At 64.1% G+C, this 26,356-nt stretch carries 24 protein-coding genes; 14 read left to right on the top strand and 10 right to left on the bottom strand.

Annotated features, from left to right (window positions below; all coding sequences use genetic code 11):
• The first annotated feature begins 179 nt into the window (after positions 1-179).
• From blaOXA to AC4BCN_RS17190, 4 genes are all read left to right on the top strand, one after another.
• A complete protein-coding gene (gene blaOXA / locus AC4BCN_RS17205) occupies positions 180-998 on the top strand; it encodes a class D beta-lactamase (RefSeq protein WP_490491354.1) in 819 nt (272 codons plus the stop codon).
• Positions 995-1,390: a hypothetical protein gene (locus AC4BCN_RS17200; protein WP_139089336.1), complete on the top strand. Its 396-nt coding sequence runs from the start codon at positions 995-997 to the stop codon at positions 1,388-1,390. Before blaOXA ends, AC4BCN_RS17200 begins: the two co-directional genes overlap by 4 nt.
• A gap of 74 nt (positions 1,391-1,464) precedes the next feature.
• Positions 1,465-3,930, top strand: coding sequence for a penicillin-binding protein 1A (locus tag AC4BCN_RS17195; RefSeq protein ID WP_490491353.1), 2,466 nt, complete (start codon positions 1,465-1,467; stop codon positions 3,928-3,930).
• A gap of 42 nt (positions 3,931-3,972) precedes the next feature.
• The gene (locus AC4BCN_RS17190) at positions 3,973-5,514 is read left to right on the top strand and encodes a cryptochrome/photolyase family protein (RefSeq protein WP_490491352.1); all 1,542 of its coding nucleotides are present in this window, start codon (positions 3,973-3,975) and stop codon (positions 5,512-5,514) included.
• A 126-nt stretch (positions 5,515-5,640) separates the two neighbouring features.
• Here AC4BCN_RS17190 and AC4BCN_RS17185 read toward each other — a convergent pair whose 3' ends face one another.
• Positions 5,641-5,811, bottom strand: coding sequence for a hypothetical protein (locus AC4BCN_RS17185; protein WP_175444525.1), 171 nt, complete (start codon positions 5,809-5,811; stop codon positions 5,641-5,643).
• A 441-nt stretch (positions 5,812-6,252) separates the two neighbouring features.
• Here AC4BCN_RS17185 and AC4BCN_RS17180 point away from each other — a divergent pair, with 441 nt between their 5' ends.
• Both AC4BCN_RS17180 and AC4BCN_RS17175 read left to right on the top strand, forming a co-directional pair.
• Positions 6,253-6,822 (top strand): sigma-70 family RNA polymerase sigma factor, encoded by a 570-nt coding sequence (locus AC4BCN_RS17180; protein WP_490491351.1) that lies wholly within the window; start codon positions 6,253-6,255, stop codon positions 6,820-6,822.
• A gap of 73 nt (positions 6,823-6,895) precedes the next feature.
• Positions 6,896-7,141, top strand: coding sequence for a hypothetical protein (locus tag AC4BCN_RS17175; RefSeq protein ID WP_436481443.1), 246 nt, complete (start codon positions 6,896-6,898; stop codon positions 7,139-7,141).
• 71 nt (positions 7,142-7,212) lie between these two features.
• Here the strand turns inward: AC4BCN_RS17175 and AC4BCN_RS17170 are convergent, their stop codons facing one another.
• From AC4BCN_RS17170 to AC4BCN_RS17160, 3 genes are all read right to left on the bottom strand, one after another.
• On the bottom strand, positions 7,213-7,785 hold the full coding sequence (locus AC4BCN_RS17170) for a hypothetical protein (RefSeq protein ID WP_490491350.1): 573 nt from the start codon (positions 7,783-7,785) through the stop codon (positions 7,213-7,215).
• 78 nt (positions 7,786-7,863) lie between these two features.
• The gene (locus AC4BCN_RS17165; protein WP_490491349.1) at positions 7,864-8,151 is read right to left on the bottom strand and encodes a putative quinol monooxygenase; all 288 of its coding nucleotides are present in this window, start codon (positions 8,149-8,151) and stop codon (positions 7,864-7,866) included.
• A 106-nt stretch (positions 8,152-8,257) separates the two neighbouring features.
• A complete protein-coding gene (locus tag AC4BCN_RS17160; protein WP_490491348.1) occupies positions 8,258-8,830 on the bottom strand; it encodes an FMN-dependent NADH-azoreductase in 573 nt (190 codons plus the stop codon).
• Between the two features lie 162 nt (positions 8,831-8,992).
• On the opposite strand from AC4BCN_RS17160, the gene AC4BCN_RS17155 reads away from it, so the two are divergent.
• Positions 8,993-9,397, top strand: coding sequence for a winged helix-turn-helix transcriptional regulator (locus AC4BCN_RS17155; RefSeq protein ID WP_490493611.1), 405 nt, complete (start codon positions 8,993-8,995; stop codon positions 9,395-9,397).
• On the opposite strand, the gene AC4BCN_RS17150 is transcribed toward AC4BCN_RS17155, so the two are convergent.
• Positions 9,385-9,840, bottom strand: a complete 456-nt coding sequence (locus tag AC4BCN_RS17150) for a GNAT family N-acetyltransferase (protein WP_490491347.1) — start codon at positions 9,838-9,840, stop codon at positions 9,385-9,387. The two genes, AC4BCN_RS17155 and AC4BCN_RS17150, sit on opposite strands and share 13 nt — an antisense overlap.
• 122 nt (positions 9,841-9,962) lie before the next feature.
• Positions 9,963-11,432, bottom strand: coding sequence for an efflux transporter outer membrane subunit (locus AC4BCN_RS17145; protein WP_490491346.1), 1,470 nt, complete (start codon positions 11,430-11,432; stop codon positions 9,963-9,965).
• Between the two features lie 93 nt (positions 11,433-11,525).
• On the opposite strand from AC4BCN_RS17145, the gene AC4BCN_RS17140 reads away from it, so the two are divergent.
• The 3 genes from AC4BCN_RS17140 to AC4BCN_RS17130 all read left to right on the top strand — a co-directional run bounded on the left by AC4BCN_RS17140 (position 11,526) and on the right by AC4BCN_RS17130 (position 16,410).
• On the top strand, positions 11,526-12,146 hold the full coding sequence (locus AC4BCN_RS17140) for a TetR/AcrR family transcriptional regulator (RefSeq protein WP_046682893.1): 621 nt from the start codon (positions 11,526-11,528) through the stop codon (positions 12,144-12,146).
• Between the two features lie 83 nt (positions 12,147-12,229).
• The gene (locus AC4BCN_RS17135) at positions 12,230-13,336 is read left to right on the top strand and encodes an efflux RND transporter periplasmic adaptor subunit (RefSeq protein WP_490491345.1); all 1,107 of its coding nucleotides are present in this window, start codon (positions 12,230-12,232) and stop codon (positions 13,334-13,336) included.
• The gene (locus tag AC4BCN_RS17130) at positions 13,333-16,410 is read left to right on the top strand and encodes an efflux RND transporter permease subunit (RefSeq protein ID WP_490491344.1); all 3,078 of its coding nucleotides are present in this window, start codon (positions 13,333-13,335) and stop codon (positions 16,408-16,410) included. Before AC4BCN_RS17135 ends, AC4BCN_RS17130 begins: the two co-directional genes overlap by 4 nt.
• Here the strand turns inward: AC4BCN_RS17130 and AC4BCN_RS17125 are convergent.
• The gene (locus tag AC4BCN_RS17125) at positions 16,407-16,799 is read right to left on the bottom strand and encodes a winged helix-turn-helix transcriptional regulator (protein WP_456149955.1); all 393 of its coding nucleotides are present in this window, start codon (positions 16,797-16,799) and stop codon (positions 16,407-16,409) included. The genes AC4BCN_RS17130 and AC4BCN_RS17125 overlap by 4 nt on opposite strands.
• A 5-nt stretch (positions 16,800-16,804) precedes the next feature.
• Between AC4BCN_RS17125 and AC4BCN_RS17120 the strand changes: the two genes are divergently transcribed.
• Positions 16,805-17,641, top strand: a complete 837-nt coding sequence (locus AC4BCN_RS17120) for an NADPH-dependent F420 reductase (protein ID WP_490491343.1) — start codon at positions 16,805-16,807, stop codon at positions 17,639-17,641.
• Here AC4BCN_RS17120 and AC4BCN_RS17115 read toward each other — a convergent pair.
• A complete protein-coding gene (locus tag AC4BCN_RS17115) occupies positions 17,638-18,675 on the bottom strand; it encodes a helix-turn-helix transcriptional regulator (protein ID WP_456149953.1) in 1,038 nt (345 codons plus the stop codon). The two genes, AC4BCN_RS17120 and AC4BCN_RS17115, sit on opposite strands and share 4 nt — an antisense overlap.
• Positions 18,676-18,892: 217 nt before the next feature.
• On the opposite strand from AC4BCN_RS17115, the gene AC4BCN_RS17110 reads away from it, so the two are divergent.
• Positions 18,893-20,899, top strand: coding sequence for a glycoside hydrolase family 3 protein (locus AC4BCN_RS17110; RefSeq protein ID WP_490491342.1), 2,007 nt, complete (start codon positions 18,893-18,895; stop codon positions 20,897-20,899).
• Positions 20,900-20,906: 7 nt separating this feature from the next.
• Here the strand turns inward: AC4BCN_RS17110 and AC4BCN_RS17105 are convergent, their stop codons facing one another.
• Together AC4BCN_RS17105 and AC4BCN_RS17100 are read right to left on the bottom strand one after the other, a co-directional pair.
• Positions 20,907-22,025 (bottom strand): Gfo/Idh/MocA family protein, encoded by a 1,119-nt coding sequence (locus AC4BCN_RS17105; RefSeq protein ID WP_490491341.1) that lies wholly within the window; start codon positions 22,023-22,025, stop codon positions 20,907-20,909.
• Positions 22,026-22,056: 31 nt separating this feature from the next.
• Positions 22,057-23,244: a phytanoyl-CoA dioxygenase family protein gene (locus AC4BCN_RS17100; protein WP_490491340.1), complete on the bottom strand. Its 1,188-nt coding sequence runs from the start codon at positions 23,242-23,244 to the stop codon at positions 22,057-22,059.
• A 103-nt stretch (positions 23,245-23,347) separates the two neighbouring features.
• Between AC4BCN_RS17100 and AC4BCN_RS17095 the strand changes: the two genes are divergently transcribed.
• Positions 23,348-24,397, top strand: coding sequence for a LacI family DNA-binding transcriptional regulator (locus AC4BCN_RS17095; RefSeq protein ID WP_490491339.1), 1,050 nt, complete (start codon positions 23,348-23,350; stop codon positions 24,395-24,397).
• Between the two features lie 66 nt (positions 24,398-24,463).
• Positions 24,464-26,272 (top strand): DUF885 domain-containing protein, encoded by a 1,809-nt coding sequence (locus tag AC4BCN_RS17090; protein ID WP_490491338.1) that lies wholly within the window; start codon positions 24,464-24,466, stop codon positions 26,270-26,272.
• Positions 26,273-26,356 lie beyond the last annotated feature (84 nt).

The raw sequence follows: 26,356 nt of genomic DNA, 5'->3' as shown, positions 1-26,356 counted from the left end.
CGCTGATCGACGAGGAAAAGCTGGGCATGGACGAGCTGGAAGAGGAGCGGCTGAAGAGGGAGCGCCAGCCGGGCGCAGCGGCAGGCCGCTAGCGTCAAGGCAATGTTATCAGCGCTGGCATCGCGCCGTGCTGCCCGGTACAATTTCGCTTTGTCCTACTCCCCCAACCCCGGAGGCCCATGAAATATCGCGCATTCTTCCAGTTCATCCTCGGCCTGACAGGCGCCGTACTGGCCGCCACGCAAGCCCATTCCGCCACCATCTGCACAGCCATGGCCGACGCCAAAACGGGCACGGTCCTGCTGCAGGAGGGTAATTGCCTCGACAGAGTCACGCCCGCATCCACGTTCAAGATCGCGCTCAGCCTGATGGGCTATGACGCCGGCTTTCTCAAGGACGAGCACAAGCCCAGCCTGCCATACCGCCAGGGCTATGTGGACTGGGGCGGCGAGGCCTGGCGCCAGGATACGGACCCGTCGCGCTGGATGCAGTATTCCGTCGTCTGGTATTCGCAGCAGATCACGCAGGCGCTGGGCGCCGAGCGCTTCCAGAAATACGCGAAGGCTTTGCGTTATGGCAATGCGGACGTGTCGGGCGACAAGGGCAAGGACAATGGCCTGGAACGCTCGTGGATCAGCTCCTCGCTGAAGATTTCGCCGCTCGAGCAGCTGGGTTTCCTGCGCAAGCTGGTCAACGATCAGTTGCCCGTGTCGAAACAGGCCATGGAACAGACGCGGCGCCTGACCCGCCTGGCCGATGTGGACGGCTGGCAAGTGCACGGCAAGACGGGCGCGGCTTTCCCGCGCAAGGCCGACGGCAGCTTTGATGAAGCGCATGGCTATGGCTGGTTCGTGGGCTGGGCCAGCAAGGGCGAACGCAGCATCGTCTTCGCGCGCCTGGTGCAGGACGAGCAGAAGGGCGAGCAGTCGGCAGGCCTGCGCACGCGCGAAGCGATGCTGAAAGAATTGCCGGCGCTGCTGGAGCAGGCGCAAAAGTGACGGCCAGCATCGTCGCCGCCACTTTCATCGCTTCCGAAGGCGAGTACCTGGAAGCCGTCATCGAAGTGGGCGGCCAGCGCCTGCACGTGATGGACGAGTTCGGTGGCGGGCAGATGGCCGCCGGCACGCAAGTCCAGCTCGAACTGTGGCCCATGCCCAGCGAGCTGGACGACTGGGACGCCATCTTCCGCGCCAATCCTGGCCGGGAGCAGGGCCTGCGCCGGCTTGACGGCTGGCGCTACCTGGCGCTGGGCGTCGTGACCCAGGTCGACCCCGTCATCTGCGATTGCGGCCTGCTGCAGCTGGAAAACCCGTTTACGACGCATGATGCGCGCTGCGTGGGCGCGTATGTCGGCGTCACTGTGGCGCGCCTCGATGCTTGCCTGGCGTAAATTCCGGCCCGCTTTGTTGCCCGCCCTATATACTTGCTGAAACGGATTTTCCGGCATCAGACAAGGTTACAGGCATGGCATCAGGCATGGAGCAGTTTCAGGAAAAAGCAAGGCAGGCATGGATATGGGCGCGCGCGCAGGCATTGCGCGTAGGAAGTGCGGCGTGGGCGAGGGCGGTGGCCCTGTACCGGCGTGGTCACGCGCACTTGATGACCTTGCCGCCGGTGCGGCGCGCGCTGGTGCTGGGGCTTTGGTCTTTCCTGGCCGTGCTGGCGCTGCTGACCTTCTACATGCTGCTGCTGATTCCCCTGACGCCGAGCATCCACGACTTGCGCCAGGCGCGCGCGGCCGCACCGAGCACCATGGTCAGCGCCGACGGCAAGGAACTGGCCCGCTTCGACCAGGGCTTGCAGGAACGGGTCACGTTGAAACAGATTTCGCCGAACGTGATCAGCGCACTGATCTCGACGGAAGACCACCGTTTCTACGACCACCACGGCGTCGATTTCACGCGCACGGCGGGCGCCATCCTGCACACGGCGAGTGGCAACCCCCAGGGCGGTTCCACCATCACGCAGCAGCTCGCGCGCAATATGTTCCCCGAAGAAATCGGCCGCTCGCGCAACCTGAACCGCAAGCTGAAGGAGCTGATCACGGCCCTCAAGATCGAGGCCACCTACAGCAAGACGGAAATCCTCGAAGCGTATTTGAATACGGTGCCTTTCCTGTACAACACCTACGGCATCGAGATGGCGGCCCGCACCTATTTCGACAAACCCGCGTCGCGCCTCGATATCCTGGAAAGCGCCACCCTGGTCGGTATGCTCAAGGGCACGAATTACTACAATCCCGTCGGCAATCCAGAACGCTCGCTGCAGCGCCGCAACGTGGTGCTGGGGCAAATGCGCAAGCACGACGTCATCGACGAGGCGCGCTACAAGCAGCTGGTGAAACGGCCGCTGCGCCTGCATTTCGAGCGCCAGAGCGAGCGGGCGCAATCGGACAGCCATTTCACGGCCTATGTGCGCAAGTGGCTGATCGAGTGGGCTGACGAAAACGATTACAACCTGGAACTCGATGCCCTCGTGATACACACCACGCTCGATTACGACTTGCAGCAGGCGGCAGAGCGTGCCGTCGAGCGCCAGGCTAATGCCTTGCAGGCGATCGCCGACGTGGAATGGAGCCGCGCCGGCGTGCCGTCGTCCACCTCGACGGGCATGTACGCGGGCATGCAGGGCGGCAGCGTGGCCTTCGATTATTTCTGGAAGTCGCATCCGGCCCTGCTCGACGCTTTCGTGCGCGAGTCGGGCGATTACCGCAAGCTGACGGCCGCCGGCGGCACGCCGGAAGCGGCGCTGGCGAGACTGAAGGGCGACCGTGCGTTCATGGCAGCCCTGCGCAAGTCGAAGACGCGCCTGGAAGCGGGCTTTACGGCCATGGACCCGGCCACGGGCGCCGTGCGCGCCTGGGTGGGCAGCCGCGACTTTGCGCGCGAACAGTTCGACCACGTATCGCAGGCGGCGCGCCAGCCCGGCTCCACCTTCAAACCCATCGTGTACGGCGCGGCGCTGGAAAAAGGCTTGAGCCCTGAACACGTGTACCGCGATGAAGTGATGGATATCAAGGCGGCCGACGGCACGAAATGGCGCCCGACGGACATGAGTGGCACGACGGGGCGCGACATGACCATGCGCGACGGCCTCGTCTACTCGAAAAACACGATCACGGCGCAAGTGATGCAGGACGTCGGCTTGCCGCCGATCATCAAGCTGGCGCGCGCTCTCGGTATCCGCGACAGCAAGCTGGAAAAAGTACCGTCCTTGGCGCTGGGCACCAGTCCCGTCACCTTGCTGGAAATGGTCAACGCCTACGCCAGCATCGCGGCCCAGGGCGAGGCGCGCCTGCCGTTTGTCGTCACGCACATCACGGACCGCGAAGGCAAGGTCATCGCCCGTTTCGGCGAAGACAAGCCCAAGCGCGCCATGCAGGCCGAATCGGCCGCCACCCTGACGGACATGATGCGCGGCGTGATCGACCGCGGCACGGGCACGGCCATCCGCAGCCGCTTCGGCATCCGCTCCGACGTGGCCGGCAAGAGCGGCACCACGCAAAACAATGCGGACGGCTGGTTCATTCTGATGCATCCGGAACTGGTGGGTGGCGCCTGGGTCGGCTTCAATGACGCGCGCGTGACCATGCGCAGCAACTACTGGGGCCAGGGCGGCCACAACGCCGTGCTGGTGGTGGGCGACTTCTTCAAGACGGCGCTCGACACGGGCAAGCTGTCGCGCGACGCCATCTTCCCCGGCGGCAAGCCACCACCGCCGCTGCGCCACGTGGAGCCGGTTGAGGAACCACAGGACGAACCGGTGGAAGAGCCCGGAGATTTGCTGCAAGAGGGCGCGCCGCCGGCGCCGCTGGCCATGCCGGCCGAAGGCGATGGCGGGCAGGAGTCGCATGGCAAGGCGGTGCAGGAGCCTGATCCTGCGCCCGCGCCAGCTCCCGTACCGCAGCCGGTGCCAGCGCCGCAGGGATAAGCGCCACCGCCATGGCGAATGCAACCATTGCAAAGAATGACCATGACCTCACCGAAGCCCTCGCTGCGCCTGATACTCGGTGACCAGCTCAATGCGCGGCACCGCTGGTTCACCGAAGTCGATGACGCCACCATCTATGTCTTGATGGAGGTGCGGCAGGAAACCGATTATGTGCTGCACCATGCGCAGAAAATCCTGGCGATCTTCGCTGCCATGCGCGAGCTGGCGCGCCAGCTGCGCCAGCGTGGTCACACCGTGCATTACATCGCCATCGACGAGGTGGCAAGCACGCGCTCGATACCGGAGAATGTCGAAGCGCTGATTCTTCGCTATGACGCTTGCGCCTTCGAATACCAGGCGCCAGACGAGTGGCGCCTCGACCAGCAGTTGTACCAGGCCGGGCGCCGCTCGCGCATTCCATGGCGGATGGTCGACAGCGACCATTTCTATACGGCCCGCCACGAGGCAGCCGATATTTTCGCCGGACGCAAGCAATGGCTGATGGAGTTCTTCTACCGTCAGATGCGCAGCACGCACCAAGTGCTGATGGAGGACGCGAAAAAACCCGTCGGCGGGCAGTGGAACTTCGATCACGATAACCGCAAGCCCTGGCGCGGCACGCCCGCCGAGCCGCCAGACCCGCGCAGCGTGCATGACCATTCTCGGCTATGGGAAAGCATCGTCGCGGCCGGCGTGAAAAGCTTCGGCGCGCCGCGTGCGGACCGGCTGGCGTGGGCGCTGAACCGGGATGAGGCGCTGCAGCAGCTCGACGCCTTCATCGAACGGGCCTTGCCGCATTTTGGCGACTTCCAGGATGCGATGAGCGTCAAGGCGTGGCGCTTGTTTCATTCCTTGCTGTCGTTCGCGCTGAACGTGAAAATGCTCAATCCGCGCGAAGTCGTCGCCAGGGCGCAAGCGGCTTATCACGCCGGCCATGCCCCCTTGGCTGCGGTCGAGGGCTTTATACGCCAGATCCTGGGGTGGCGCGAATATGTGCGCGGTGTTTATTGGGCCCAGATGCCAGGGTATGTCGAAAAGAATTTCTTTGGCCATGCTCGTCCGCTGCCCGCATGGTTCTGGGATGGCAAGACGAAGATGCATTGCCTGTCGCAGGCGATTACCCAGTCGCTGGAGCAGGCGCACGCACATCACATCCAGCGCCTGATGGTGATCGGCAATTTCTCGCTGCTGGCCGGCCTCGATCCGGCCAAGGTGCATGGCTGGTACCTGGGCATTTATATCGATGCCTTCGAGTGGGTGGAGCTACCCAACACCGTCGGCATGAGCCAGTTCGCCGATGGCGGGCTGCTGGCCACCAAGCCGTATGTCTCCAGCGCCGCGTATATCGACCGCATGAGCGACTATTGCAAAGGCTGCCATTACGATAAAAAGGCGCGCATCGGCGAGCGCGCCTGTCCCTTCAATGCCCTGTACTGGGATTTTTTCCATCGCAACGCGGAGACCTTGGAACGCAATCCCCGCATAGGCATGGCGTATCGCCAGCTGGAGAAAATGGACGAGGCGACAATCGCGGCTTTCCGGCAGCAGGCGGCCACGATGCTGGCCAGGCTCGATTCCCTGTAACGCCAGGCAATATGGCCCGCGACCTGCTCGGAGGGTATTGCGCCGGACCCCGCTTTCAGTAGGGTGGCATGAAGAAACTGTAGCAGAGAAGGTTGGAAAAAGTGTCGCGTCGCGCCGGCAGCCTGGCTACCATTTGGGTTGACGTGACCAGCGCAGCACTGTGGCAAGCCTGATTCTCACCGTATACTCATCTCCCGTTTCATGCTCCAGCCACAGGATGCCGTCTTCGATGCTGACCCAGGCATCGACTATCCGCGTGTCGAACGGCATCGCCGTGTCTTTGATATCAATCTTCATTCGTCCGGACTCCACATCGAGCGACCGTAATACCCGCGTCGTTCGCTGCGTAAACTCGATGACGTATGAAGTGCTTGTTTTTTTTATCATCAGGAATGCTCACCCAAAATGCTTTGAATATTTTTTTCAATATTACTACATAAAAATTTACCCTTGCGCACGAAGGTAAACACGTCAATAAGCTAGCAATATAAAATTTCCATAGGGAAACATTAATTACCTCGATAGATTTAATTAAGTCTGGAACAGTGTTATTTTTACGTGCTTAAAAAACATTTCCTGGTTAATTATTTATTGATGGAACATATATTTATTTTTTTATAATATTAAATATCTTGTATTGCATGTATTGATATAAATCAATGTTCTTTTTGGTGTTAGCTTGAGGATATATTCTTGCTGCTAGGATATGAGATCAACTTGGGCTACAGTGAGTGATGCATGTCCGATGGAAATGAAAATTTCTCATTAGAAATTAATTGTATGAATACTGCATCGGCATTTCATGCGCTGTATATCAGATATCGTATCCGTATAAGAAATTTGGTAAGTCAGTCCATTCATCGCGAGGAAGATATTGATGACATGGTTCAGCTTATATTTCTCAATGTCTTTCTATGGTTTAAAAGAGGATGTGGGCATTCGATGTTTTATCCGGAGTTATATTCAATGGCCATGCGCAGTATAAGGTCTCATTATTGTGGTGGCGGGGAAGTTAAATCAAGCTCGGTTGATTTGATTGATGGCGAAGATAATGTCGTTGATGCATTGGACTTGGTTGATGAAGATAATCCGGAAGAGATATGCAGTGCAATGGAAACGGGGATGGAAATTATTCGATTAATCGCCAATTTTCCCCCTCCCTTGAAAAGGGCATTATTGTTGCGCGAGGATGAGGGTCTGCGCTATGACGAGATTGCAGTAAGGATGGGATGCCCGATGGGAACAGTGCGAAGCCGTATTCACAGAGTAAGGGCAGAGATACGCAAGATACTGGAAAAGGATCAATGAATGCGGCTGCCGCATTGCGGTAGTCCCGCAGCGGGAGGATACGGTGCTTGTCCCATACTCGACATAAATTCATATGGTAAATAAAAATTACATCGGTGGCCTCGTGCAAGTGGAGCTTGATCATCCCAGACGCATCGATGCATTGACAGCACAAAAAATAGATGTGGCGATTATCTTCCAGGAAATGCTTGGCACCGCTGTGGCAGCAAAATACTTGCACACAAATGGCGTGTCGCTATCTGTCGCATTGCGCGTATTGGTATGCGAGCGCAGAAAAGATCCATCGCCGCCAAAAATGATCGGAATTGAAAAACGCTAGGCCCATTGCCGTCCCACCAGGCTCACTGCGTGCCAGACCGTATCGTGCCTCAAGCCCGACCGGGCGCGCCATCACGGCGCCGTCACATCCTGGCGCTGGAATTCGATGCGGTTTTCCTGGTAGTCCCACTTGGTGTAGGGGCCGAACACGCGCCGGTTTTCCTTGCTGTCGGCATTCGACAGCTCGCGTTTCATGCGCCGCACGAGGGCGGGGTCCGTGAGCGGCGCGGTGGTGGCGGCGAACACGTCGTGCCGCACGCTCTGTTTCGCGTCGGCGCCGCGCGAAATGATGGTGAGCTTGCGCGAGGCGGGATCGAAATACAGGCGCATGGCGAAGGTATTCATGTCCTGCAGATACAGGCCGTCGTCGCGCTGCTGGGCATAGAAATAATCGCCGCAGACGGCTTTCGGTTCGCGTTTCCACTCGCAGGACAGGACGATCATCAGGTGTCGGTCATCGAGTTGCTTGACCAAAATGCGTCCCTTGGAATAGCCCCAGGTGCTGGCCGGCACGGTCGCCGACGAGGCCAGATTGTATTCGCCCACCAGCTTGGTCAAAGGAAGCGGAGCTTGCGCCGACGCGCTGATGCAGAGCGTCAAGGCGGCGGCCGCAAGGGCGCCTTGTATCTTGGAAAATGGAATCATGATGGCCATAAAGAAAAGTTGCCATATTATAGATGGCAACTTTCTAATACGGCCACGCGCTAGCGCGGCGCGCCGGCCTTACTTCAGCTTGCTCAATTCCGCGATGTCGATCTTGACGACCTTGTCGCCCACGGCGGCGACCAGCGTCTTGAAGTGCGGCGTCGCTTCATGCGCCGTGTGGCCTGCCTTGTCGGCCCATTCTTCCAGCATGATGAAGCGCGTGGGAATCTTGTTGTCGAGGTGCAGTTCGTAGCGCAGGCAGGCGCTTTCCGCGCGGCTCGGTGCTACGACGGCTTCCAGGGCGGCGCGCACGGCGTCGATATGTTGGGCTTGGGCATCGATGGTGGCGACGATGATCAGGGTCATGGTGGTCCTTGTGGTTGGGGTTCCGCAGCTTAGCGCATCTGGCGCTTCCTTGCCGGCCGGCCACCATGGGCTGCGCCGCAACGGCGTGCGGCGCAGCCGGCATTCCTCAGGCCGCTTGCAGCGCGCCGATCTGCTCGAAAGCGCCCGTCAATGCCTGCGCCCTGGCCGCATCGCTGACCTTGACGCCTTCGGCGCGCACGATCTCGATCTGCGTGATGCCGAGGAAACCGAGGAAGGCGCGCAGATGGCTTTCCTGGTGCTCCAGGCTGGCCATCGGCGTGTCGGCGCCGTAGTAGCCGCCGCGCGTCGAGGCGATGATCACGCGCTTGCTGCCCAGTAAACCTTCGGGACCGTTGGCGCCATACTGGAAAGTTTTGCCGGGCACGGCCAGCGCGTCGAGCCACGATTTGAGCTGGCTGGGGATGGCGAAGTTGTACATGGGCGCACCGATGACGATGATGTCGGCGGCCAGTACTTGTTCCAGCGCGCCGGCCAGTGCTGCGCCGTCGGCGTCGCTGGGGGCGGCCGTAAATTGCGGCAACGGTTGCGCGGCCAGGTCGCGGTAGTGGACGGCGGCGCCCGGCGCGGCCGCTTGCAGGCGGGCCACGATGGCGGTGGACAATTGGCGGCTGATGGAATGCGCGCCGAGGATGCTGGAATCGATGTGCAGGATGTTCATATGGGCCTTCTTGGGTGGTATGATCGGGTGGTATGTTTTTGTAACCGAGGTAAATATAGTGACTATCAAATGAACGCACAAGAAGGCACTTTTTCCACACTGGGGCACACGGATGTGACTATTGGCGACGCCGCCGCGCAAGGGGCGGAGCTGGAACGGCGCATGCGCGACGAGGGCGGCCATGCGGGCGTGGCCGCTTCCTGCCGCCCGATCACGGACATCCTCACGCGCGTGGGCGACAAATGGAGCGTGATGGTGGTGATCTTGCTGGGCAATGGCACCAAGCGCTTCAACGAAATGCGCCGCCTGATCGGCGGCATTTCGCAGCGCATGCTGACGTTGACCCTGCGCGGGCTCGAGCGCGACGGCCTCGTGACGCGCACCGTGTTTCCCACCGTGCCGCCACGCGTCGACTACGCCTTGACGGACCTGGGCCGCTCGCTGCTGATCCCCATCAGCGCGCTGGGCGCCTGGGCCCATGGCCACCGCGACGCCATCGATGCGGCGCGGCTGGCGTTCGATGCCAGGGCCGATGCAAACGCGGCGCCAGACCGTCAGACCAGCTGAATCACGGCCAGCATGTCGTTGCCATCGGCATCCAGGCCTTTTTCCACGAAGCCCATGCTGGCATAGAATTTTTGAGCGTTGGCATTGCCGGGCTTGTAGCAAATTTCAATGCTGCGCGCATCTGGTCGGGCGCGGATTTCCGCCAGCGCCAGGGCGAGCGCGGCCCGCCCATGGCCTTGTCCCTGGCGCCGGTGATCGACCATGAAGCGCCAGATCTGATAGTGGCCGGGCGGATCGTCGGCATCGTGCGAGACGAACATCAGGAAACCGATCACCTCCTCGGCGCAATACACGGCGCGCGTATGCATGGTGGCGGGGTAAAAGCTGGCCTGCGCGATGGAATAGTCGTTGCTGGCCAGATAGTCGCGCTGCTGGGGCAGCAGGGGCAGTTCGCTGATGATGTCGAAATTGTCGGCCGTGACGGGGCGCAGGCTGATGGTCATGTTCAAAGGCAATGAAAAGGTAGGGCGTACGAGTATGCGGAAAACTTACTCAAAAGGCAATGCTGTTCCACCGCCCGCGCCAGGCAGCGGTGGAACAATAATGGCATGGCCGCCATCCGCATTTACAGGGCTGCCACCGCCTCCGTCCCCGCCTGCGGCGCCTGCCAGCCGCCGCCCAGCGCCCGGTAGGTGGCGACGGCAGCGCGCGCCGACGCCGTTTGCGCCTGTTCGCGCGCGTCCGCCGCACGCAGCAGCCGGGAGTCGGCCTGCAGCACGTCAAGGCGGCTGACCACGCCTTTCTCGTAGGCGGCCAGCGAGGCGGCGCGGGCGCGCGCTAGCGATTCCACGCTTTGCGCCAGTAAGCAGGCTTGCTCTTCGTGGCGCAGCAGGGCCGAGCCGGCGTTTTCCACGTCTTCGGCGGCGTGCAGCGCCGCGAGCCGGTAGGCCGCCAGCAGTTCGGCTTCCTGGCCACGGGAAGCTTCGATCTGGGCGTCGATGCGGCCGAAATCGAACAGGCGCCAGCGCAGGCCCAGCATGCCGGCGGCCTGGCCGGAGCCGCTGCCGAACAGGGTGCCGCCGGCCGTGGCGCTGCCCAGCAGGGCACCCAGGCTCAGTTTCGGGTAGTACTCGGCGACGGCCGCGCCGGTGCGCGCGCTGGCGGCGGCCAGGCGCCGTTCGGCGGCGATCAGGTCGGGCCGGCGCCGCAGCRGGTCGCCCGGCGAGCCGCCGGCCGTGATGCGCGGCGCGCGCGCCATCGCGCCAGCGGCGGCCATGTCATCGCCATAGGTGCCGGGCGCCGCGCCCAGCATCACGTCGAGCGCATGCAGCGCCACTTCGCGCGCCGTGTCCAGGCCGGGCACGACGGCGCGCGCCTGCGCCAGCGACGCTTCGGCCTGCCGTAGCGCCGGCTCGTTCGCCAATCCCTTGTCATATAACAGCGTGGCCAGTTCCAATAGCGCCGCGTCGGTGCCGGCCTGCCGGCGCGCCAGCTCGAGCCGCGCCTGCAGTCCCTGGATCGTCAGGTACAGGTCGGCCGTTTGCGCCGCCACGGCCAGCCGCGTGGCGGCCCATCCCGCTTCGCTGGCTGCGTAATCGGCGCGCGCCGCTTCGCGTTCGCGGCGCAGGCCGCCGAACAGGTCGAGTTCCCACGACGCTTGCAGGTTCAATTCGCGCGCGCTGCCGGCGCGTTCATAGCCTGGCGTGGCATTCAAGACCTGGCCCAGCGGCGTTTGCACGGACTGGTAGGCGCGCGCCGCCTGGCCGCCAAGGCTGGCCGACGGCAGCAGCGCGGCGTCGGCCGCACCGATGGCCGCGCGCGCCTGGCTGACCCTGGCCTGCGCTTGCGCCAGGTCGAGGTTTTGCGCCAGCGCCACCGTCACCAGGCGGGTCAGGCGCGGATCGCCGAAGGCCGTCCACCACTGCCGCAGTTCGGCAGAGTCTGCGTCCTGGCGCGCGCCGAGCGCCGCCTGGTGCAGGTACTGGGCCGCTTGCGGCAGTTCGGGCCGGCGGTAATCGTTGCCGACGGTGCAGCCGGTGGCGGCCAGGCCGGCGGCGATCAGCAAAAAGGGGAGGCGCAGGCGTGGCAGTGGCATGGTGGTCTTCCAGTTCAAAAGAGAATAATGTGTGACTATAATACAGTTTAGTCACTTATTGTGCATTCCGGCGCGGCGCGTTAAGCTGTCGCCATGAATTCCACCACACCCGACACTCCAAGCCCAGCACGCGGCCCCGCCGGCCACGACGTGCGCGACCAGATCGTTGCCGCCGCCACCGATTACTTCAGCCGCTACGGCTATGAAAAGACGACCGTCTCCGACCTGGCCAGGGCGATCGGCTTTTCCAAGGCCTATATCTACAAGTTCTTCGAATCGAAGCAAGCCATCGGCGAGCATATCTGCGGCAACTGCCTGCACCAGATCGAGACCGAGGTGAAGGCGGCTGTCGCGGCGGCCGGGCGGCCGCCAGAGCAGCTGCGGCGCATGTTCAGGGCCAGCGTCGAGGCCAGCTTGCGGCTGTTTTTCCAGGACCGCAAGCTGTACGACATCGCCGCTTCGGCCGCCACCGAGCGCTGGCCGGCCGTGCAGGCCTACGAGCTGGCGATGGGCGCCTTGCTGCAGGATATCTTGCAGCAGGGGCGCAAGACGGGCGACTTTGAGCGCAAGACGCCGCTCGACGAAACGGCCAGCGCGATCTACCTGGTGATGCGCCCCTACGTCAATCCCTTGCTGCTGCAACACAGTGTCGACAGCAGCGAAACGGCCGTGGTGCAGCTGTCCAGCCTGGTGTTGCGCAGTTTGTCTCCGTAAGCGATTCAATGATAAGTGACGATTGACTTAATTGGTCACTGGTACCAGAATGAGCGCTCTGATCACTCATTCATGGAATTCCTATGCGCTGGCGCCGCCTCGCTTCATCTGTTGTCATTTCCACTTTACCCCTGGCCTTGAGCGCCTGCGCCGACAAGGCGCAGGCCGATCCGCGCACGGCCACGCCGCTGGTGCGCGCCGTCACGGTGCAGGGCGCTGAGGCGGGCACGCGCAGCTTCACGGGCGTGGTCGCGCCGCGCGTGCAGAGCGATCTCGGTTTTCGCGTGGCCGGCAAGGTGCGCGAACGGCTGGTCGACGCCGGCCAGGCCGTGCGCCGTGGCCAGCCATTGATGCGCCTCGACGCCGACGACTTGCAACTGCTGGCGCAGGCGCGCCACGAAACCGTCATCGCCGACCGCGCCCGCGCGCGCCAGGCGGCGGATGAAGAAGCGCGCTACCGCGACCTGCGCGGCACGGGCGCCATCTCGGCATCGAACTACGACCAGGTGAAGGCGGCGGCCGACGCGGCCGGCGCCCAGCTCAAGGCGTCCGAAGCCCAGGCCGGGGTGGCGCGCAATGCGCTGCAGTACGCGGTGCTGCTGGCCGACGCCGACGGCGTCGTGATGGACACCCTGGCCGAACCGGGCCAGGTGGTCGCGGCCGGGCAGGAGGTGGTGCGCCTGGCCCATGACGGCCGGCGCGAAGCGGCGATCCAGCTGCCGGAAACCTTGCGCCCAGCGCTCGGCTCCACGGGCCAGGCCACCCTGTTCGGCAGGCCCGGTGCCAGCGTGCCGGCCACCTTGCGCCAGTTGTCGCAGACGGCGGACCGGCAAACGCGCACCTTCGAGGCGCGCTATGTGCTCGACGCGGCGCTGTCAAGCGCACCGCTGGGCGCCACCGTCACCTTGCGCCTGCCCGGCGCGCAAGCTGGCGCGGCGAGCGTACGAGTGCCGCTGGCGGCCCTGCACGATGCGGGCAAGGGACAGGGCGTGTGGGTGATTGCCGGCACGCCGGCCCAAGTGAGCTGGCGGCCCGTCAGGTTGCTGCGGCTGCACGATGACGGCGCCGACGTGAATGGCCTGAAGGCGGGCGAACGCATCGTTGCGCTGGGCGCCCATCTGCTGCGCCAGGGCGAGCAGGTCAGGGTCGAACAGGCGCCAGCGGCCGCCGCCGCGGGAGCGCATCCATGAGCGCGGCCCGCTTCAACCTGTCCGCGCTGGCCGTGCGCGAACGTTCCGTCACCCTGTTCCTGATCTGCCTCATTTCGCTGGCCGGTCTGCTGTCGTTCTTCAAGCTGGGTCGCGCGGAAGACCCTGCGTTCACGGTCAAGGTGATGACTATCGTCACCGCCTGGCCCGGCGCCAGCGCGCGCGAAATGCAGGACCAGGTGGCCGAGAAGATCGAAAAGCGCCTGCAGGAGCTGCGCTGGTACGAACGGGCCGAGACCTATACCACGCCCGGTCTGGCCTTCACGACACTGACCCTGCTCGACGGCACGCCGCCCGAGCAGGTGCAGGCCGAGTTTTACCAGGCGCGCAAGAAGGCCGGCGACGAGGCGGCCAATTTGCCGGCCGGCGTGATCGGCCCCATGATCAATGACGAATACGCCGACGTCACCTTTGCCCTGTATGCACTGAAAGCCAAGGGTGAGCCGCAACGCCTGCTGGTGCGCGAGGCGGAAACCCTGCGCCAGCGGCTGCTGCACGTGCCGGGTGTGAAAAAGGTCAATATCATCGGCGAGCAGGCCGAACGCATCTACGTCGAGTTTTCGCAGGAGCGCCTGGCCACCCTGGGCGTGCGGGCGCAGGACGTGTTTGCCGCGCTGAACGGCCAGAATGCCTTGAGCCCGGCCGGCTCGGTCGAGACGCGCGGGCCGCAAGTATTCATCCGCCTCGACGGCGCGCTCGACGCGCTGCAAAAGATCCGCGATACGCCTGTGGCGGCGCAGGGGCGCACCTTGACGCTGTCCGATATCGCCACCGTGCGTCGTGGCCAGGAAGACCCGGCCAGTTTCATGGTGCGCAATGGCGGCGAGCCCGCGCTGCTCTTGGGCGTGGTCATGCGCGACGGCTGGAACGGGCTGGACCTGGGCAAGGCGCTGGACGGGGAGGTGACGGCCATCGGCACCGCCATGCCGCTGGGTATGAGCCTGGCCAAGGTCACCGACCAGGCAGTCAATATCGGCGCGGCCGTCGACGAATTCATGCTCAAGTTCCTCGCCGCGCTGCTGGTGGTGATGCTGGTGTGCTTTATCAGCATGGGCTGGCGGGTCGGCATCGTGGTGGCCGCCGCCGTGCCATTGACGTTGGCCGTGGTGTTCATCGTGATGGCGGCGACGGGCAAGAACTTCGACCGCATCACCTTGGGTTCATTGATCCTGGGTCTGGGCCTGCTGGTGGACGACGCGATCATTGCCATCGAAATGATGGTCGTGAAAATGGAAGAGGGCTACAGCCGCATCGCCGCCTCCGCCTATGCCTGGAGCCACACGGCCGCGCCCATGCTGGCCGGCACCCTGGTCACGGCCGTGGGCTTCATGCCGAACGGCTTTGCGCGTTCCAGCGCTGGCGAATACACGAGCAATATGTTCTGGATCGTCGGCATCGCCCTGATCGCTTCGTGGGTGGTGGCGGTGGTGTTTACTCCCTACCTGGGCGTGAAGCTGCTGCCTGAACTCAAACACGTCGCCGGCGGCCATGATGCGCTGTACGACACGCCGCGCTACCACCGCTTTCGCCGGCTGCTGGGGCGCGTGATCGCCCGCAAATGGCTGGTGTTCTGCACCGTGATCGGCCTGTTCGTGCTGGCCGTGCTGGGCATGGCCGTCGTCAAGAAGCAGTTTTTTCCGATTTCGGACCGCCCTGAAGTGCTGATCGAAGTGCAACTGCCCTACGGCAGCGCGATCGGACAGACCAGCGGCGCGGCGGCCAAGGTGGAAGCGTGGCTGGCACGCCAGAGCGAGGCGAAGATCGTCACGGCCTATGTGGGCCAGGGCGCGCCGCGCTTTTACCTGGCGATGGGACCGGAATTGCCCGACCCGTCGTTTGCCAAGATCGTCGTGCGCACTGACAGCCAGCAGGCGCGCGACGCGTTGAAGCAGCGCTTGCGCGTGGCCGTCGCCGCAGGGCTGGCGCCCGAGGCCAGGGTGCGCGTCACGCAACTGGTGTTCGGCCCGTATTCGCCGTTCCCCGTCGCTTACCGGGTCAGCGGCCCCGATCCCGAGGTGTTGCGCGGCATCGCCGGCCAGGTGCGAGCAGTGATGCAGGCCAGCCCCTTGATGCGTACCGTGAACACGGACTGGGGCACGCGCACGCCGGCCCTGCATTTCCGCCTGCAGCAGGAGCGCTTGCAGGCGATGGGATTGACGTCGGCCGCGGTGGCGCAGCAGCTGCAGTTCCTGCTCAGCGGCGTGCCCGTCACGGCCGTGCGCGAAGATATCCGCACGGTGCAGGTGATGGCGCGCGCGGCCGGCGACGTGCGGCTCGACCCGGCGCGCATCGCCGACCTGACCCTGGCCGGCGCGAATGGCGAACGCATCGCGCTGTCGCAGGTGGGCAGCGTCGAGGTGCGCTCGGAAGAACCGGTGATGCGCCGGCGCGACCGCCAGCCGACGATTACCGTACGCGGCGACATCGCCGACGGCATGCAGCCGCCGGACGTCTCGGGCGCCATCACGGCGCAGCTGCAAACGGTCATCGACAAGCTGCCGGCCGGCTACCGCATCGAGCAGGCCGGCTCCATCGAGGAATCGGCCAAGGCCACGCAAGCCATGCTGCCGCTGTTCCCCATCATGCTGGCGTTGACCTTGCTGATGATCATCCTGCAGGTGCGCTCGATCTCAGCGATGGTGATGGTATTCCTGACCAGCCCATTGGGCCTGATCGGCGTGGTGCCTACCTTGCTGCTGTTCCAGCAGCCGTTCGGCATCAATGCGCTGGTCGGCCTGATCGCGCTGTCGGGCATTTTGATGCGCAATACCCTGATCCTGATCGGCCAGATCCACCAGAACGAGGCGGCCGGACTGGCGCCGTTCGACGCCGTGGTGGAAGCGACCGTGCAGCGCGCGCGTCCCGTGATCCTCACGGCGCTGGCGGCCATCCTGGCGTTTATCCCGCTGACCCATTCGGTTTTCTGGGGCACCTTGGCCTATACCCTGATCGGCGGCACGTTTGCCGGCACGGTGCTGACTTTGGTGTTCTTGCCCGCCATGTATGCGATCTGGTTCCGGATACGGGGGCAGGCAAGGGCGGCGCCGCAGGTTTAATCTGGCGCGGCAGGATCGGCAGCGGCGTGCGCCAGGCGTGCGCGCCGCAGTTCGGCCCACTCGATCAGTGCCTGCATCGACGGTCCCAGCGCATGGCCGATCTCGCTCAATGCATATTCCACCCTGGGCGGTACCTGCGCATAGACCTTGCGCACGACGATACCGTCCTTTTCCAGTTGCTTGAGCTGCTGGATCAGCATTTTCTGATTGACTTCCTCAATCAGACGCTCCAGGTCGGAAAAGCGCAAAGGCGCCTTGGCCGCAAACAGCTGGCACAGGATGATGATCTTCCATTTGCCTTCGAGTACGCGCAAGGTCTCGGTGGTGGCGTCTGCCCAGTCTCGGCGATTTTGCGGATCGCTACAATTCCATTCCCGTTGTTCTGTCATGATATGTGGGTTACTTACTTTTTGGTGGGTACTTCCCATTATTGCATAAGGCTCCTAAAATCACAGCACATTGGACGATCAACGACACGGAGCTCATGAACATGAAGATAGGAATTATTGGAACGGGAAATATCGGAGCAACCTTGGCGCGCAAGCTGCTGTCCGCCGGCCATGAGGTGAAGGTAGCCAATTCCGGCGGCGTCAAAGGCGTGCAAAGCGTGGCCGACGACATCGGCGCGGTGCCGGCCGATGTGCATGGCGCCGTCGACGGCGTGGACGTGGTGGTGCTGGCCATTCCGCTGCCGGCCATGGCCAGCCTGCCTGCCGGCCTGTTCGACGGCGTGCCGCCGCAGGTCACCGTGATCGACACCAGTAATTATTACCCTGGCATGCGTGACGCGGCGATTGCGCAGATCGATGCGGGCATGGCCGAAAGCATCTGGGTGTCAGCCCAGCTGGGGCGCCCGGTGGTCAAGGCCTTCAACAATGTGCTGGCGCATACGCTGGCCGCGCTGGGCCAGCCCGCAGGCACGCCGGGCCGCCTCGCCATTGCCGTCGCCGGAGACGACCTGATGGCCATGCAGACGGCGAGGACTTTGGTGGAGCAGGCCGGATTTGACGCGGTCGATGGCGGCACCCTGGCGCAGTCCTGGCGCCAGCAGCCCTGTACCCCCGCCTACTGCTGCGACCTTGAGGCGCCCGCGATGGCCAGGGCGCTTGCTGCGGCGGTTCCCGGCAAGGCGGCCGCGATACGCGACAGGATGCCGGCGCAGTTCGCCAAGCTGGGGGCGCATGCCAGCCATGACGACATCGTCGCCATGAACCGGCAACTGAACGTCTAGGCTCCGGCGGCATCCTGCCGGTAGCGTGCCGGCGGCAGTTCGAACTGGTTCTTGAAGAAGCGGGTGAACGCGCTTTGCGAGGAAAAGCCAAGGCGGTCGCCGATTTCCGCCACGCTCAGGCTTGTTTCGCGCAGCAAACGGCGCGATTCGCGGCTCTTGGCGCGCAGTTCCAGTGCACGGAATGAGGTCTGCTCCTGCTGCAGCTGGCGCTGCAGGGTCCAGCGGTTCATCGCCAGGCCGTCGCACAGGGCCGGCAGCAGCGAGGCGCTATCGGCGTCGCCCGCGCCTTGCCGGCCCAGCAGATCGATGATGGCTTGCTCCACGCGGGACGAAAACAGCTGCGCTCCCTGCAACTGCTGCAATTGCCCCTGCGCGTGCCGCAGCGCGTGCGGCGCCAGCATGGCGTTGAACTGGGCGAAGGGCCGGTCGAGCGCCGGTGCATCGAACGTCAATGTATTGCGCGCCTGGCCAAAGGTGGCGGCGGCGCCGAAGCACTCGGAAATGGCCGGCGCGAACCATGGCGCCTTGCCCTGGAAGCTGGCACGAAAGGCTGTGGGCGCGCCATCGTCGTAGGCGCGCGCCACCAGCGACAGCATGCGGAAATTGGCCAGCGCCTGCATGGCGCCGCCCGACGGGCAGAACTCGGACAGGTATTCGATCTCGATGCGCGTGCCATTTTCGCTCATCAGCATGAAATCGAATTCGCCGATCAATCCCCGCAAGTGCAGCAGCTCGTGCAGCGCGCTGCGCAGGGTGGGGCGGTTGAAGCAGACGTGGGCGATGCCCGAGTAATGCGCGAACCAGTGCGTCACGTCGAGGTCGAGCAAGCCGCGGTGCTGCGGCAGTTGCTGCGCGTAGGCCGTCATGCGGCGGTGCCGCTCGGCGTTGATGCGGCCGCCCGGTTCGTCCAGCTGCGCCGGCGTGATGCCAGTGCGCTGAAAAAACTCGGCGGGGTCGTGGCCATCGGCCTGCATGGCGCGCGCGCATTGCTGCGCGATCCGGTTCGAAACCGTGCGCGTGTCGGGTTTATGCAAGGCTGTCTCCTGCTTATCCTGCTTGTTGTAGTAATTTTTCACAAATATTAGCACTTTGTAGGAGATTGTTGGTTGTTGTGCCATCTAACCAAAAATTGTTCTCGCGGGTATAAAACGCGTGCTGCGCGGTCAAGAAACTCACGCATTCTCACGCTATATTGTTTTCGGCCGGCCTTGCTGCCGCGCCTTGATACCTACAAAAACAGTCTTGGAGATAATGATGAATTGCACTTTGAAACCGATGGCCCGCCTGGTCGCCGGCTGCGTCGCCACGCTTGCCCTGGCCGCCTGCGGCAATAACGGCAGCGTGGAATACAAGCAGCCCGTGTTCGGCGCCACCACCTACAGCCAGATCCAGGTCGACGGCTATGCCTTCAAGGACATGAACCGCAACGGCAAGATCGATCGATACGAAGACTGGCGCCTGCCGGCCGAGGTGCGCGCCGACGATCTGCTGTCGCGCATGAGCCTCGATGAAAAAGCGGGGCTGATGATGCACGGTACGGCGCCCACCGTGGCCGACCCCACCGGCATCGGCCAGGGCGGCGCGTACGATTTGACGGCCCTGCAGGACCTGATCGTCAAGCAGTACGTCAATACCTTCATCACGCGCATGGCGGGCGACTCGGCCAACATGGCGGCCCAGTACAACAAGGTGCAAGCGCTGAGCGAAACGTCGCGCCACGGCATCCCTGTTTCCATCAGCACGGACCCGCGCCACCATTTCCAGTACACGGTGGGCGCCAGCGCCGGCACCAAGGGTTTTTCGCAGTGGCCTGAAACCCTGGGTCTGGCCGCCATCGGCGACGATGCGCTGGTGCGCCGCTTCGGCGACATCGCGCGCCAGGAATACCTGGCCGTCGGCATCACGCAGGCCCTGTCGCCGCAGGCCGATCTGGCCACCGAGCCGCGCTGGTCGCGCATCAACGGCACTTTTGGCGAAGACGCGGACCTGGCCAAGCGCATGGTGCAGCACTATATCGAGGGCTTCCAGGACGGGAACACGGGCTTGCATGACGGCAGCGTGGTGGCTGTCGTCAAGCACTGGGTCGGCTACGGCGCCACGAAAGAGGGCTACGACGGCCACAATTACTATGGCCGCTACATGACTTACCCGGGCAACAACTTCGCCTATCACGTGAAACCGTTCGAAGGCGCCTTCACGGCCAAGGCGGCTTCCGTCATGCCGACCTACGCTCTGCCGGACGGCAATATCACGATCGACGGCATCACCCTGGAACAGGTGGCGGCCGGCTTCAGCAAGACCATGCTGACGGATCTGCTGCGCGGCAAATACGGTTTTGAAGGCGTGATCCTGTCCGACTGGGGCATCACCTCCGACTGCGACGCCAACTGCCGCAACGGCACGGCGCCTGGCGTCGCGCCTTCCTTCATGGGCTTTGGCACGCCGTGGGGCATGGAAGATGCCACCAAGGCCGAGCGTTACGTGAAAGCCGTGACGGCGGGGATGGACCAGTTTGGCGGCGTGACGGAAGCGCCGTACCTGACGCAAGCCGTGCAGCGTGGCCAGTTGACGGAGGAGCGCATCAACGCGTCGGCGCGGCGCATCCTGATCCAGAAATTCAAGCAGGGCCTGTTCGAGCATCCGTTCGTCGATGCGGCCAATGCGGCCACCACGGTGGGCAAGGCGGACTTCATCGAGGCTGGCCTGGACGCGCAGCGCCGCTCGCTGGTCCTGCTGGAAAACAAGGACAAGGTCTTGCCGCTGGCGGCCACCGTCAAGAAGGTCTACCTGTACGGCATCGATGCGGCCGTGGCCAAGCAGTATGGCTACACGGTGGTCGCCACGCCGCAGGAAGCGGACGTGGCCCTGCTGCGCGTGGCCGCGCCGTATGAAATCCTGCACCCGAACTACATCTTCGGCAGCATGCAGCATGAAGGGCGCCTGAACTATGTCGATGGCGACGCCGACTACGAGGCGATCAAGAACGCGGCGAAATTCGCGCCGAAGACGGTGGTCACCGTGTACCTGGACCGTCCGGCCATCCTCGGCAACGTGCAGGACAAGGCCAGCGCCATTCTCGCCAACTTCGGTGTCAGCGACGGCGCGCTGTTCGATGTCCTGACGGGCAAGGCCAAGCCGCAAGGCAAGCTGCCTTTCGAGCTGCCATCGTCGATGGCCGAAGTGCAAGTGCAGAAATCGGACGTGCCGTATGACACGGCCCGTCCGCTGTACAAGTTCGGTTACGGCTTGGCCTACTAAACGCCGTTCAACGCAGGGAAATCCAGCTGCGCTCTTGGCTGGAGCGCAGCGCGGCGGCTATCAGCCGGTCCACCTCGTAGCCGTCGCGGAAGGTGGGCCAGACCGGCTGGCCGCCCGCGATCGCCTGCAAAAAGTCGCGCGCTTCGATGACGATCTGCTCGTTGTAACCGGTGCCGTGCCCGGCGCCCTGGCTGAACGCCAGGTAGTCGGGGTGGGCAGGTCCCATCAGCAGGCGCTGGAAACCCTGGCGCTGCGCGGGGCGGCCGGCGTCGTACAGCCATAATTCGTTCTGGTTTTCCTGGTCGAAGGCGAGCGCGCCTTTCGTCCCCGTGATGCGGTAGGTGTATCCCATCTTGCGCCCGGCCGCCACGCGGCTGAAGGTCAGGGCGCCCAGCGCGCCGCTGGCAAAGCGCAGCATCACATTTCCCTGGTCGTCATTCTCCACCGCTTCCATGCCAGTGGGCCCTTGTCGCTGCGCGTGCACGGTATTCATGTCCGCTACCAGCGAGTCGACGGGGCCGCCCAGACGCAGGGCCAGGTTGAGCAGGTGCGAACCCACGTCGGCCAGCGCGCCGGCACGCGTTGCCGTCGCTTCCCGCGTGCGCCACGAGGCAGGCGCGCGCGGGTCGTGCAGATAGTCTTCCACGTGTTCGGCGGCGATGTGGATGATCTCGCCGATTTCGCCCGATTCGATGATCTGTCGCGCCAGCTGGCTGGCCGGCGTGCGGATGTAGTTGTAGCCGACCATGTTGGCCACGCCCGCCGCTTCCGCCGCCTGCGCCAGCTGCAGGGATTCCGCGGCCGTCATGCCCAGCGGTTTTTCGCAAAACACGGGTTTGCCCAGGGCCAGCGCGGCCAGCACGATGTCCTTGTGCGTGGCCGGCGGCGTGGCGACGATGATGGCGTCGATGGCGCGATCATTGACCAGCGCGCGCCAGTCGCCCGTGGAGCGGTTCCAGCCCAGTTCCTGCGCGCTGCGGGCGGCGCCTTCCGCGCTGCTGGTGCTGATGCATTCGCATACGGGGTTCAAGGCCGTGTGAAAAATGCTGCGCACGGCCTTGTAGGCGATGGTGTGCGCCTTGCCCATGTAGCCGGCGCCGATCAGGCCGATGTTGATGTCTTGCATAGGGAGTCTCCGAGGTTGTCGCGGTAGGGGATCAGGCTTGCTGGCGCCAGGCATGGCTGTCCAGGGCGTCGAGGAAGCGGGCGGCGGGCCAGTCTTGCGCCAGCGCTTCGTGCATGAGCTGCTGCTGCGTGGGCGGCGCCATGCCGGCTATGGGCTGGTCGCGATCGAGGTTGCTGGGGAAGGCATAGCCTTCGGCGCAGGCGGCAATCGCGTGAGCAATGCCGTCGGCGGACAGGACGCCCTGCGCGCGCAAGGTCTGCAGCGCCGGATACAGCGCGGCGCTCATGGCGCGGCGGTCCAGCGCTTCCATCGCGCGCCCGAACGGCGACGATACTTGCAGCAGATTCGCCATGCGGCGGATGTCGGACGAACGGTTATGGCCCGCCGCATGGAACAGGGCGGGGTTGAAGAAGACGGCGTCGCCTTGGGATAGCGGCAGTTGCACGCAATGCCGGGCGAAATAATCGCGGAAGGGCGGCTGCTGCCAGGCGAGAAAGCCGGCCTGAAAGCGCTGCGAATACGGCAGGTACAAGGTGGGGCCCGATGCCAGCGGCATGTCGCAGTGGGCGACGGCGCCCTGCAAGGTCAAGAGGGCCGACATCTGGTGCACAGGCGCCGGGTAGGCGGCGCAGGCGGTGGCGCTCTGGAAACCCAGGTGATAGTCGCGGTGCGGCGCCTGGGCGGCACCGCCCGGGTTGACGACGTTGACTTGCGCCGTCATCTGGTAGGCGGGTCCGAGCCACGCCTCGGCGATCCACGCAAACACGGGATTGGCGTAATAGCGCGCGAACGCTTCGGGCGCGCGCAGACACAGTTTTTGCTGGGCGTTCCAGATGCGGTCGTTCGCGCCCGGTTTGGCGAAATGGTCGCCGCCCGCCTGGCCGCTCGCATGCTGTTCGGCGATCAGCGCGCGAAAGACGCTGCTCACCTGTTCCAGCGCCGCCGTATCGTCGACGGCGCGCTGGAGCACGATGACGCCGGGACCATCCATCAGCGCCTTCCCCCATTCTGCCTGCAGCGCGCGCAGCGACGCGGTACTGGCGGCCAGCGCACGCACCTGGTCGCAGTCGTAGACGAGGATATTGTCTTCCACCGCGGCGGCGTGGGGATAGTCGGCCAGCGTGGTGCGTTGGCTGACGGTGCGGATGAAATCATCGAGCCGGCAATCTTGCTGCGACAGCCAGAAGGGGGCGGGCGGCGCGGCGTCTTGGGTGATCATGCGGTGTCTCCTGAGTTTTAAGTTGTAGAATCAGTATAGGGATGAAAATCCGCATTTTTCATCAGAAAATCCATCAAAAAACCATCAATGAAATGGGCATGGCATGACGCATCCGTTTCCCGTCAAGGTCGTGGCGCTGCAGGCCGGCGTCAGCGTGGCGACCGTCGACCGCGTGATCAAGCAGCGCGGGGGCGTGCACGCCAATACCGTGCGCCGCGTGATGCAGGCGCTCGATGAACTGGCGCGGCAAAGCACGCAGGTGGGCCTGGCCGGCAGGAAGTTCATGCTCGACGTGCTGATGGTGGCGCCGCGCCGCTTTACGGACGCCGTGCGCGCCGCGCTGGAAGCGGAGTTACCGTCGCTGCACCCGGCCGTGCTGCGCTCGCGCTTTCATCTGCATGAAACCCTGGAAGTGGACGGCATCGTCGACCAGTTGGAGCGCATCCGCAAGAACGGCAGCCACGGCGTGCTGCTGAAGGCGCCGGACTTGCCGCCGGTGGCCGAGGCGGTGAGCCGGCTGGCGGCGGCCGGCATTCCCGTGGTGACCCTGGTGACGGACTTGCCAGCTTCCGCGCGCCGCAGCTACGTGGGCATGGATAACCGCGCGGCGGGCGAGACGGCCGCGTGTCTGATCGGCCAGTGGCTGGGCGCGGGCCAGCGGCCCAGGAAACAGCAAGTACTGGTGACCCTGAGCAGCAACCGTTTTCATGGCGAGGAAGAGCGCGAGATCGGCTTTCGCCGCGCGCTGCGCGAACGGCACCGCCATTTATCCATCGTCGAAGTGAGCGAAGGCCACGGCATCGACGGCGCCACGGGCGCGCTGGTGCGTGAAGCACTGGCTACGCATCCAGGCATCGCCGCCGTGTATTCGATCGGCGGCGGCAATGCCGCCATCGTGCAGGCATTCGCGCAGGCGGGCCGGCCTTGCCAGGTTTTCATCGGCCACGACCTCGATGCGGACAACGTGGCGCTGCTCAAGTCGGGCGCCATCCACGCCGTGCTGCACCATGACCTGGGCCAGGACATGCGCCGCGCCTGCCAAGAGATACTGCGGGCGCAGGGCGCGCTGCCTGCCCTGGCGCACGCGTTGCCCTTGTCCGCCATCCAGATCGTCACGCCGTGGAACCTGCCCGCGCTGAACGGGCTGAATTGACAGTTACCCGGGGCTGGCCGATACTCGCCGCTTCGCTCATCGCTCACCTCAGGAAGGAATCCCCCGATGTCCGTCACTCCGCAATTGTGCAAGACCGTGCTGGTAGTCGCACTCTCCATCGCGTTTACCATGCCCGCCATGGCCGCCGCCCCTGCAACTGTCGGCGCTTCATCGGCCTGGGTTGAAGCGAGCAACCGCAACGCGGCCATCGTGCTGGCGGCGCAGGCGCAGTTCTCGCCCGAAGACGCCTCCGACACGGGCCTGGCCCAGTACGACGGCCTGGCCGCCGACCTGGGGCCGAACATCACCGAGCGCCATGTGGCGGCCATGCAGAAGGCGCGCGCGCAATTGCAGCAAAAGCTGGAACTGGAACGCGACGAGCGCATACGCCAGGACCTGGAAATCCTGATCGGCGCCGTCGACCAGGAAATCATGGGCACGCAGCTGGAAGCCAAATACACCCTGCCGTGGGTCGATGTGCCACAAATGGTCTTTGGCAGCATGCAAAGCCTGCTGCAGGAGCAGCGTCCGGCAGCGCGCCGCGCCAAGGCGCTCGAACGCCTGCAACGCTACGTGGGCCAGTTCCCGGGCAGCACGCCGATCACGGCGCAGGCCAAGGCGCGTTTCACGGAAAAGATCGGCCAGCCTGGCCTGTCGGGACCCGTGCGCCTGCAGGTGGAGCAGTCGCTGGAAAACGTGCCGACGTATATCGCCGGCATCCGCAAGCTGTTCGCCGACATGAAGATCACTGGCGCCGAGAGCGCGCTGGCGGCCATGGAGCAGCAGTTGAACGAGTATGCGGCATGGGAAAAGCAAGTGGTGCTGCCCCTGTCGCGCACGGATTTCCGCATGGCGCCCGAGCTGTATGCATTCCGCCTGAAACAGGTGGGCATCGATATCGAGCCGCGCGCGCTGGTCGAACGGGCGCAAGTGGCTTACCTGGAAACGCGCGCCGCCATGCAGGCGCTGGCGCCCGTGGTGGCGGCCAAGCTGGCGTTGAAGGGCGTCGACGGCACGGACTACCGCCAGGTGCTGCGCGCGCTGAAAAGCGATTCGATTCCCAATGAGCAGCTCGAAGCGCACTACAAGAGCGTCAATACGCAGCTGGAACAGCGCATCGCCCGGCAGCGCGTGGTCGATATTCCTGCGCGCGCCATGACCATGCGCCTGGCGTCCGCCGCCGAATATGCGGCCCAGCCGGCGCCGCATATGCGTCCGCCTCCGCTGATCGGCAATACGGGAGAACATGGCCAGTTCGTCCTCCCTGTCAGCAATCCGGCCGCCAGCGGCAAGGGCGAAGCGTATGACGATTTCAATTTCGCGGGCGCCGCCTGGACCCTGAGCGCGCACGAAGGCCGCCCCGGCCACGAGCTGCAGTTCAGCGCCATGGTGGAACGTGGCGTGTCGCAGGCGCGCAGCCTGTACGCGTTCAACAGCGTCAACGTGGAAGGCTGGGCGCTGTACGCGGAAGCGGAGATGATTCCGTACGAGCCGGCCGAAGGCCAGTTCATCGCGCTGCAGTTCCGCATGCTGCGCGCGGCGCGCGCCATGCTCGACCCGATGCTGAACCTGGGGCAGGTCACGCGCGAGGAAGCGGGGCGCATCCTGACGGATGAAGTGATGCTGTCGAAACCGATGGCGCGCCAGGAGCTGGACCGCTACACCTTCAACATGCCGGGCCAGGCGGGCAGCTATTTCTATGGATACACACGCATCCTGCAGCTGCGGGCGGAAACGGAGCTGGCGCTGGGCGAGAAATTCGACCGCCTGGCATTCAACAACTTCCTGCTGGGGCAGGGCTTGCTGCCACCTGAGCTGCTGGCCAAGGCCGTGCGTGAACACTTCATCCCCGAGCAGAAAAAAACCAAAAGCTGACGCCGTGGCACGGGAACGGCAGGGAAGGGGAATTTTGCCGCTATTGTCCGCGGGCCAGTCGTATAATGACGCTCATTGTGCTGG

It is taken from the genome of Janthinobacterium sp. Bl 1 (assembly GCF_058215535.1).
Note: the sequence above shows the minus strand (reverse complement) of the source record. Positions and strands in the feature narration are given on the sequence as shown.

Coding starts and splice junctions, on each gene's coding strand:
- blaOXA (WP_490491354.1), top strand. CDS start 180: ATGAAATATCGCGCATTCTTCCAGTTCATCCTCGGCCTGACAGGCGCC.
- AC4BCN_RS17195 (WP_490491353.1), top strand. CDS start 1,465: ATGGCATCAGGCATGGAGCAGTTTCAGGAAAAAGCAAGGCAGGCATGG.
- AC4BCN_RS17190 (WP_490491352.1), top strand. CDS start 3,973: ATGACCTCACCGAAGCCCTCGCTGCGCCTGATACTCGGTGACCAGCTC.
- AC4BCN_RS17185 (WP_175444525.1), bottom strand. CDS start 5,811: ATGAAGATTGATATCAAAGACACGGCGATGCCGTTCGACACGCGGATA.
- AC4BCN_RS17180 (WP_490491351.1), top strand. CDS start 6,253: ATGTCCGATGGAAATGAAAATTTCTCATTAGAAATTAATTGTATGAAT.
- AC4BCN_RS17175 (WP_436481443.1), top strand. CDS start 6,896: ATGGTAAATAAAAATTACATCGGTGGCCTCGTGCAAGTGGAGCTTGAT.
- AC4BCN_RS17170 (WP_490491350.1), bottom strand. CDS start 7,785: ATGATTCCATTTTCCAAGATACAAGGCGCCCTTGCGGCCGCCGCCTTG.
- AC4BCN_RS17165 (WP_490491349.1), bottom strand. CDS start 8,151: ATGACCCTGATCATCGTCGCCACCATCGATGCCCAAGCCCAACATATC.
- AC4BCN_RS17160 (WP_490491348.1), bottom strand. CDS start 8,830: ATGAACATCCTGCACATCGATTCCAGCATCCTCGGCGCGCATTCCATC.
- AC4BCN_RS17155 (WP_490493611.1), top strand. CDS start 8,993: ATGCGCGACGAGGGCGGCCATGCGGGCGTGGCCGCTTCCTGCCGCCCG.
- AC4BCN_RS17150 (WP_490491347.1), bottom strand. CDS start 9,840: ATGACCATCAGCCTGCGCCCCGTCACGGCCGACAATTTCGACATCATC.
- AC4BCN_RS17140 (WP_046682893.1), top strand. CDS start 11,526: ATGAATTCCACCACACCCGACACTCCAAGCCCAGCACGCGGCCCCGCC.
- AC4BCN_RS17135 (WP_490491345.1), top strand. CDS start 12,230: ATGCGCTGGCGCCGCCTCGCTTCATCTGTTGTCATTTCCACTTTACCC.
- AC4BCN_RS17130 (WP_490491344.1), top strand. CDS start 13,333: ATGAGCGCGGCCCGCTTCAACCTGTCCGCGCTGGCCGTGCGCGAACGT.
- AC4BCN_RS17125 (WP_456149955.1), bottom strand. CDS start 16,799: ATGACAGAACAACGGGAATGGAATTGTAGCGATCCGCAAAATCGCCGA.
- AC4BCN_RS17110 (WP_490491342.1), top strand. CDS start 18,893: ATGATGAATTGCACTTTGAAACCGATGGCCCGCCTGGTCGCCGGCTGC.
- AC4BCN_RS17105 (WP_490491341.1), bottom strand. CDS start 22,025: ATGCAAGACATCAACATCGGCCTGATCGGCGCCGGCTACATGGGCAAG.
- AC4BCN_RS17100 (WP_490491340.1), bottom strand. CDS start 23,244: ATGATCACCCAAGACGCCGCGCCGCCCGCCCCCTTCTGGCTGTCGCAG.
- AC4BCN_RS17095 (WP_490491339.1), top strand. CDS start 23,348: ATGACGCATCCGTTTCCCGTCAAGGTCGTGGCGCTGCAGGCCGGCGTC.
- AC4BCN_RS17090 (WP_490491338.1), top strand. CDS start 24,464: ATGTCCGTCACTCCGCAATTGTGCAAGACCGTGCTGGTAGTCGCACTC.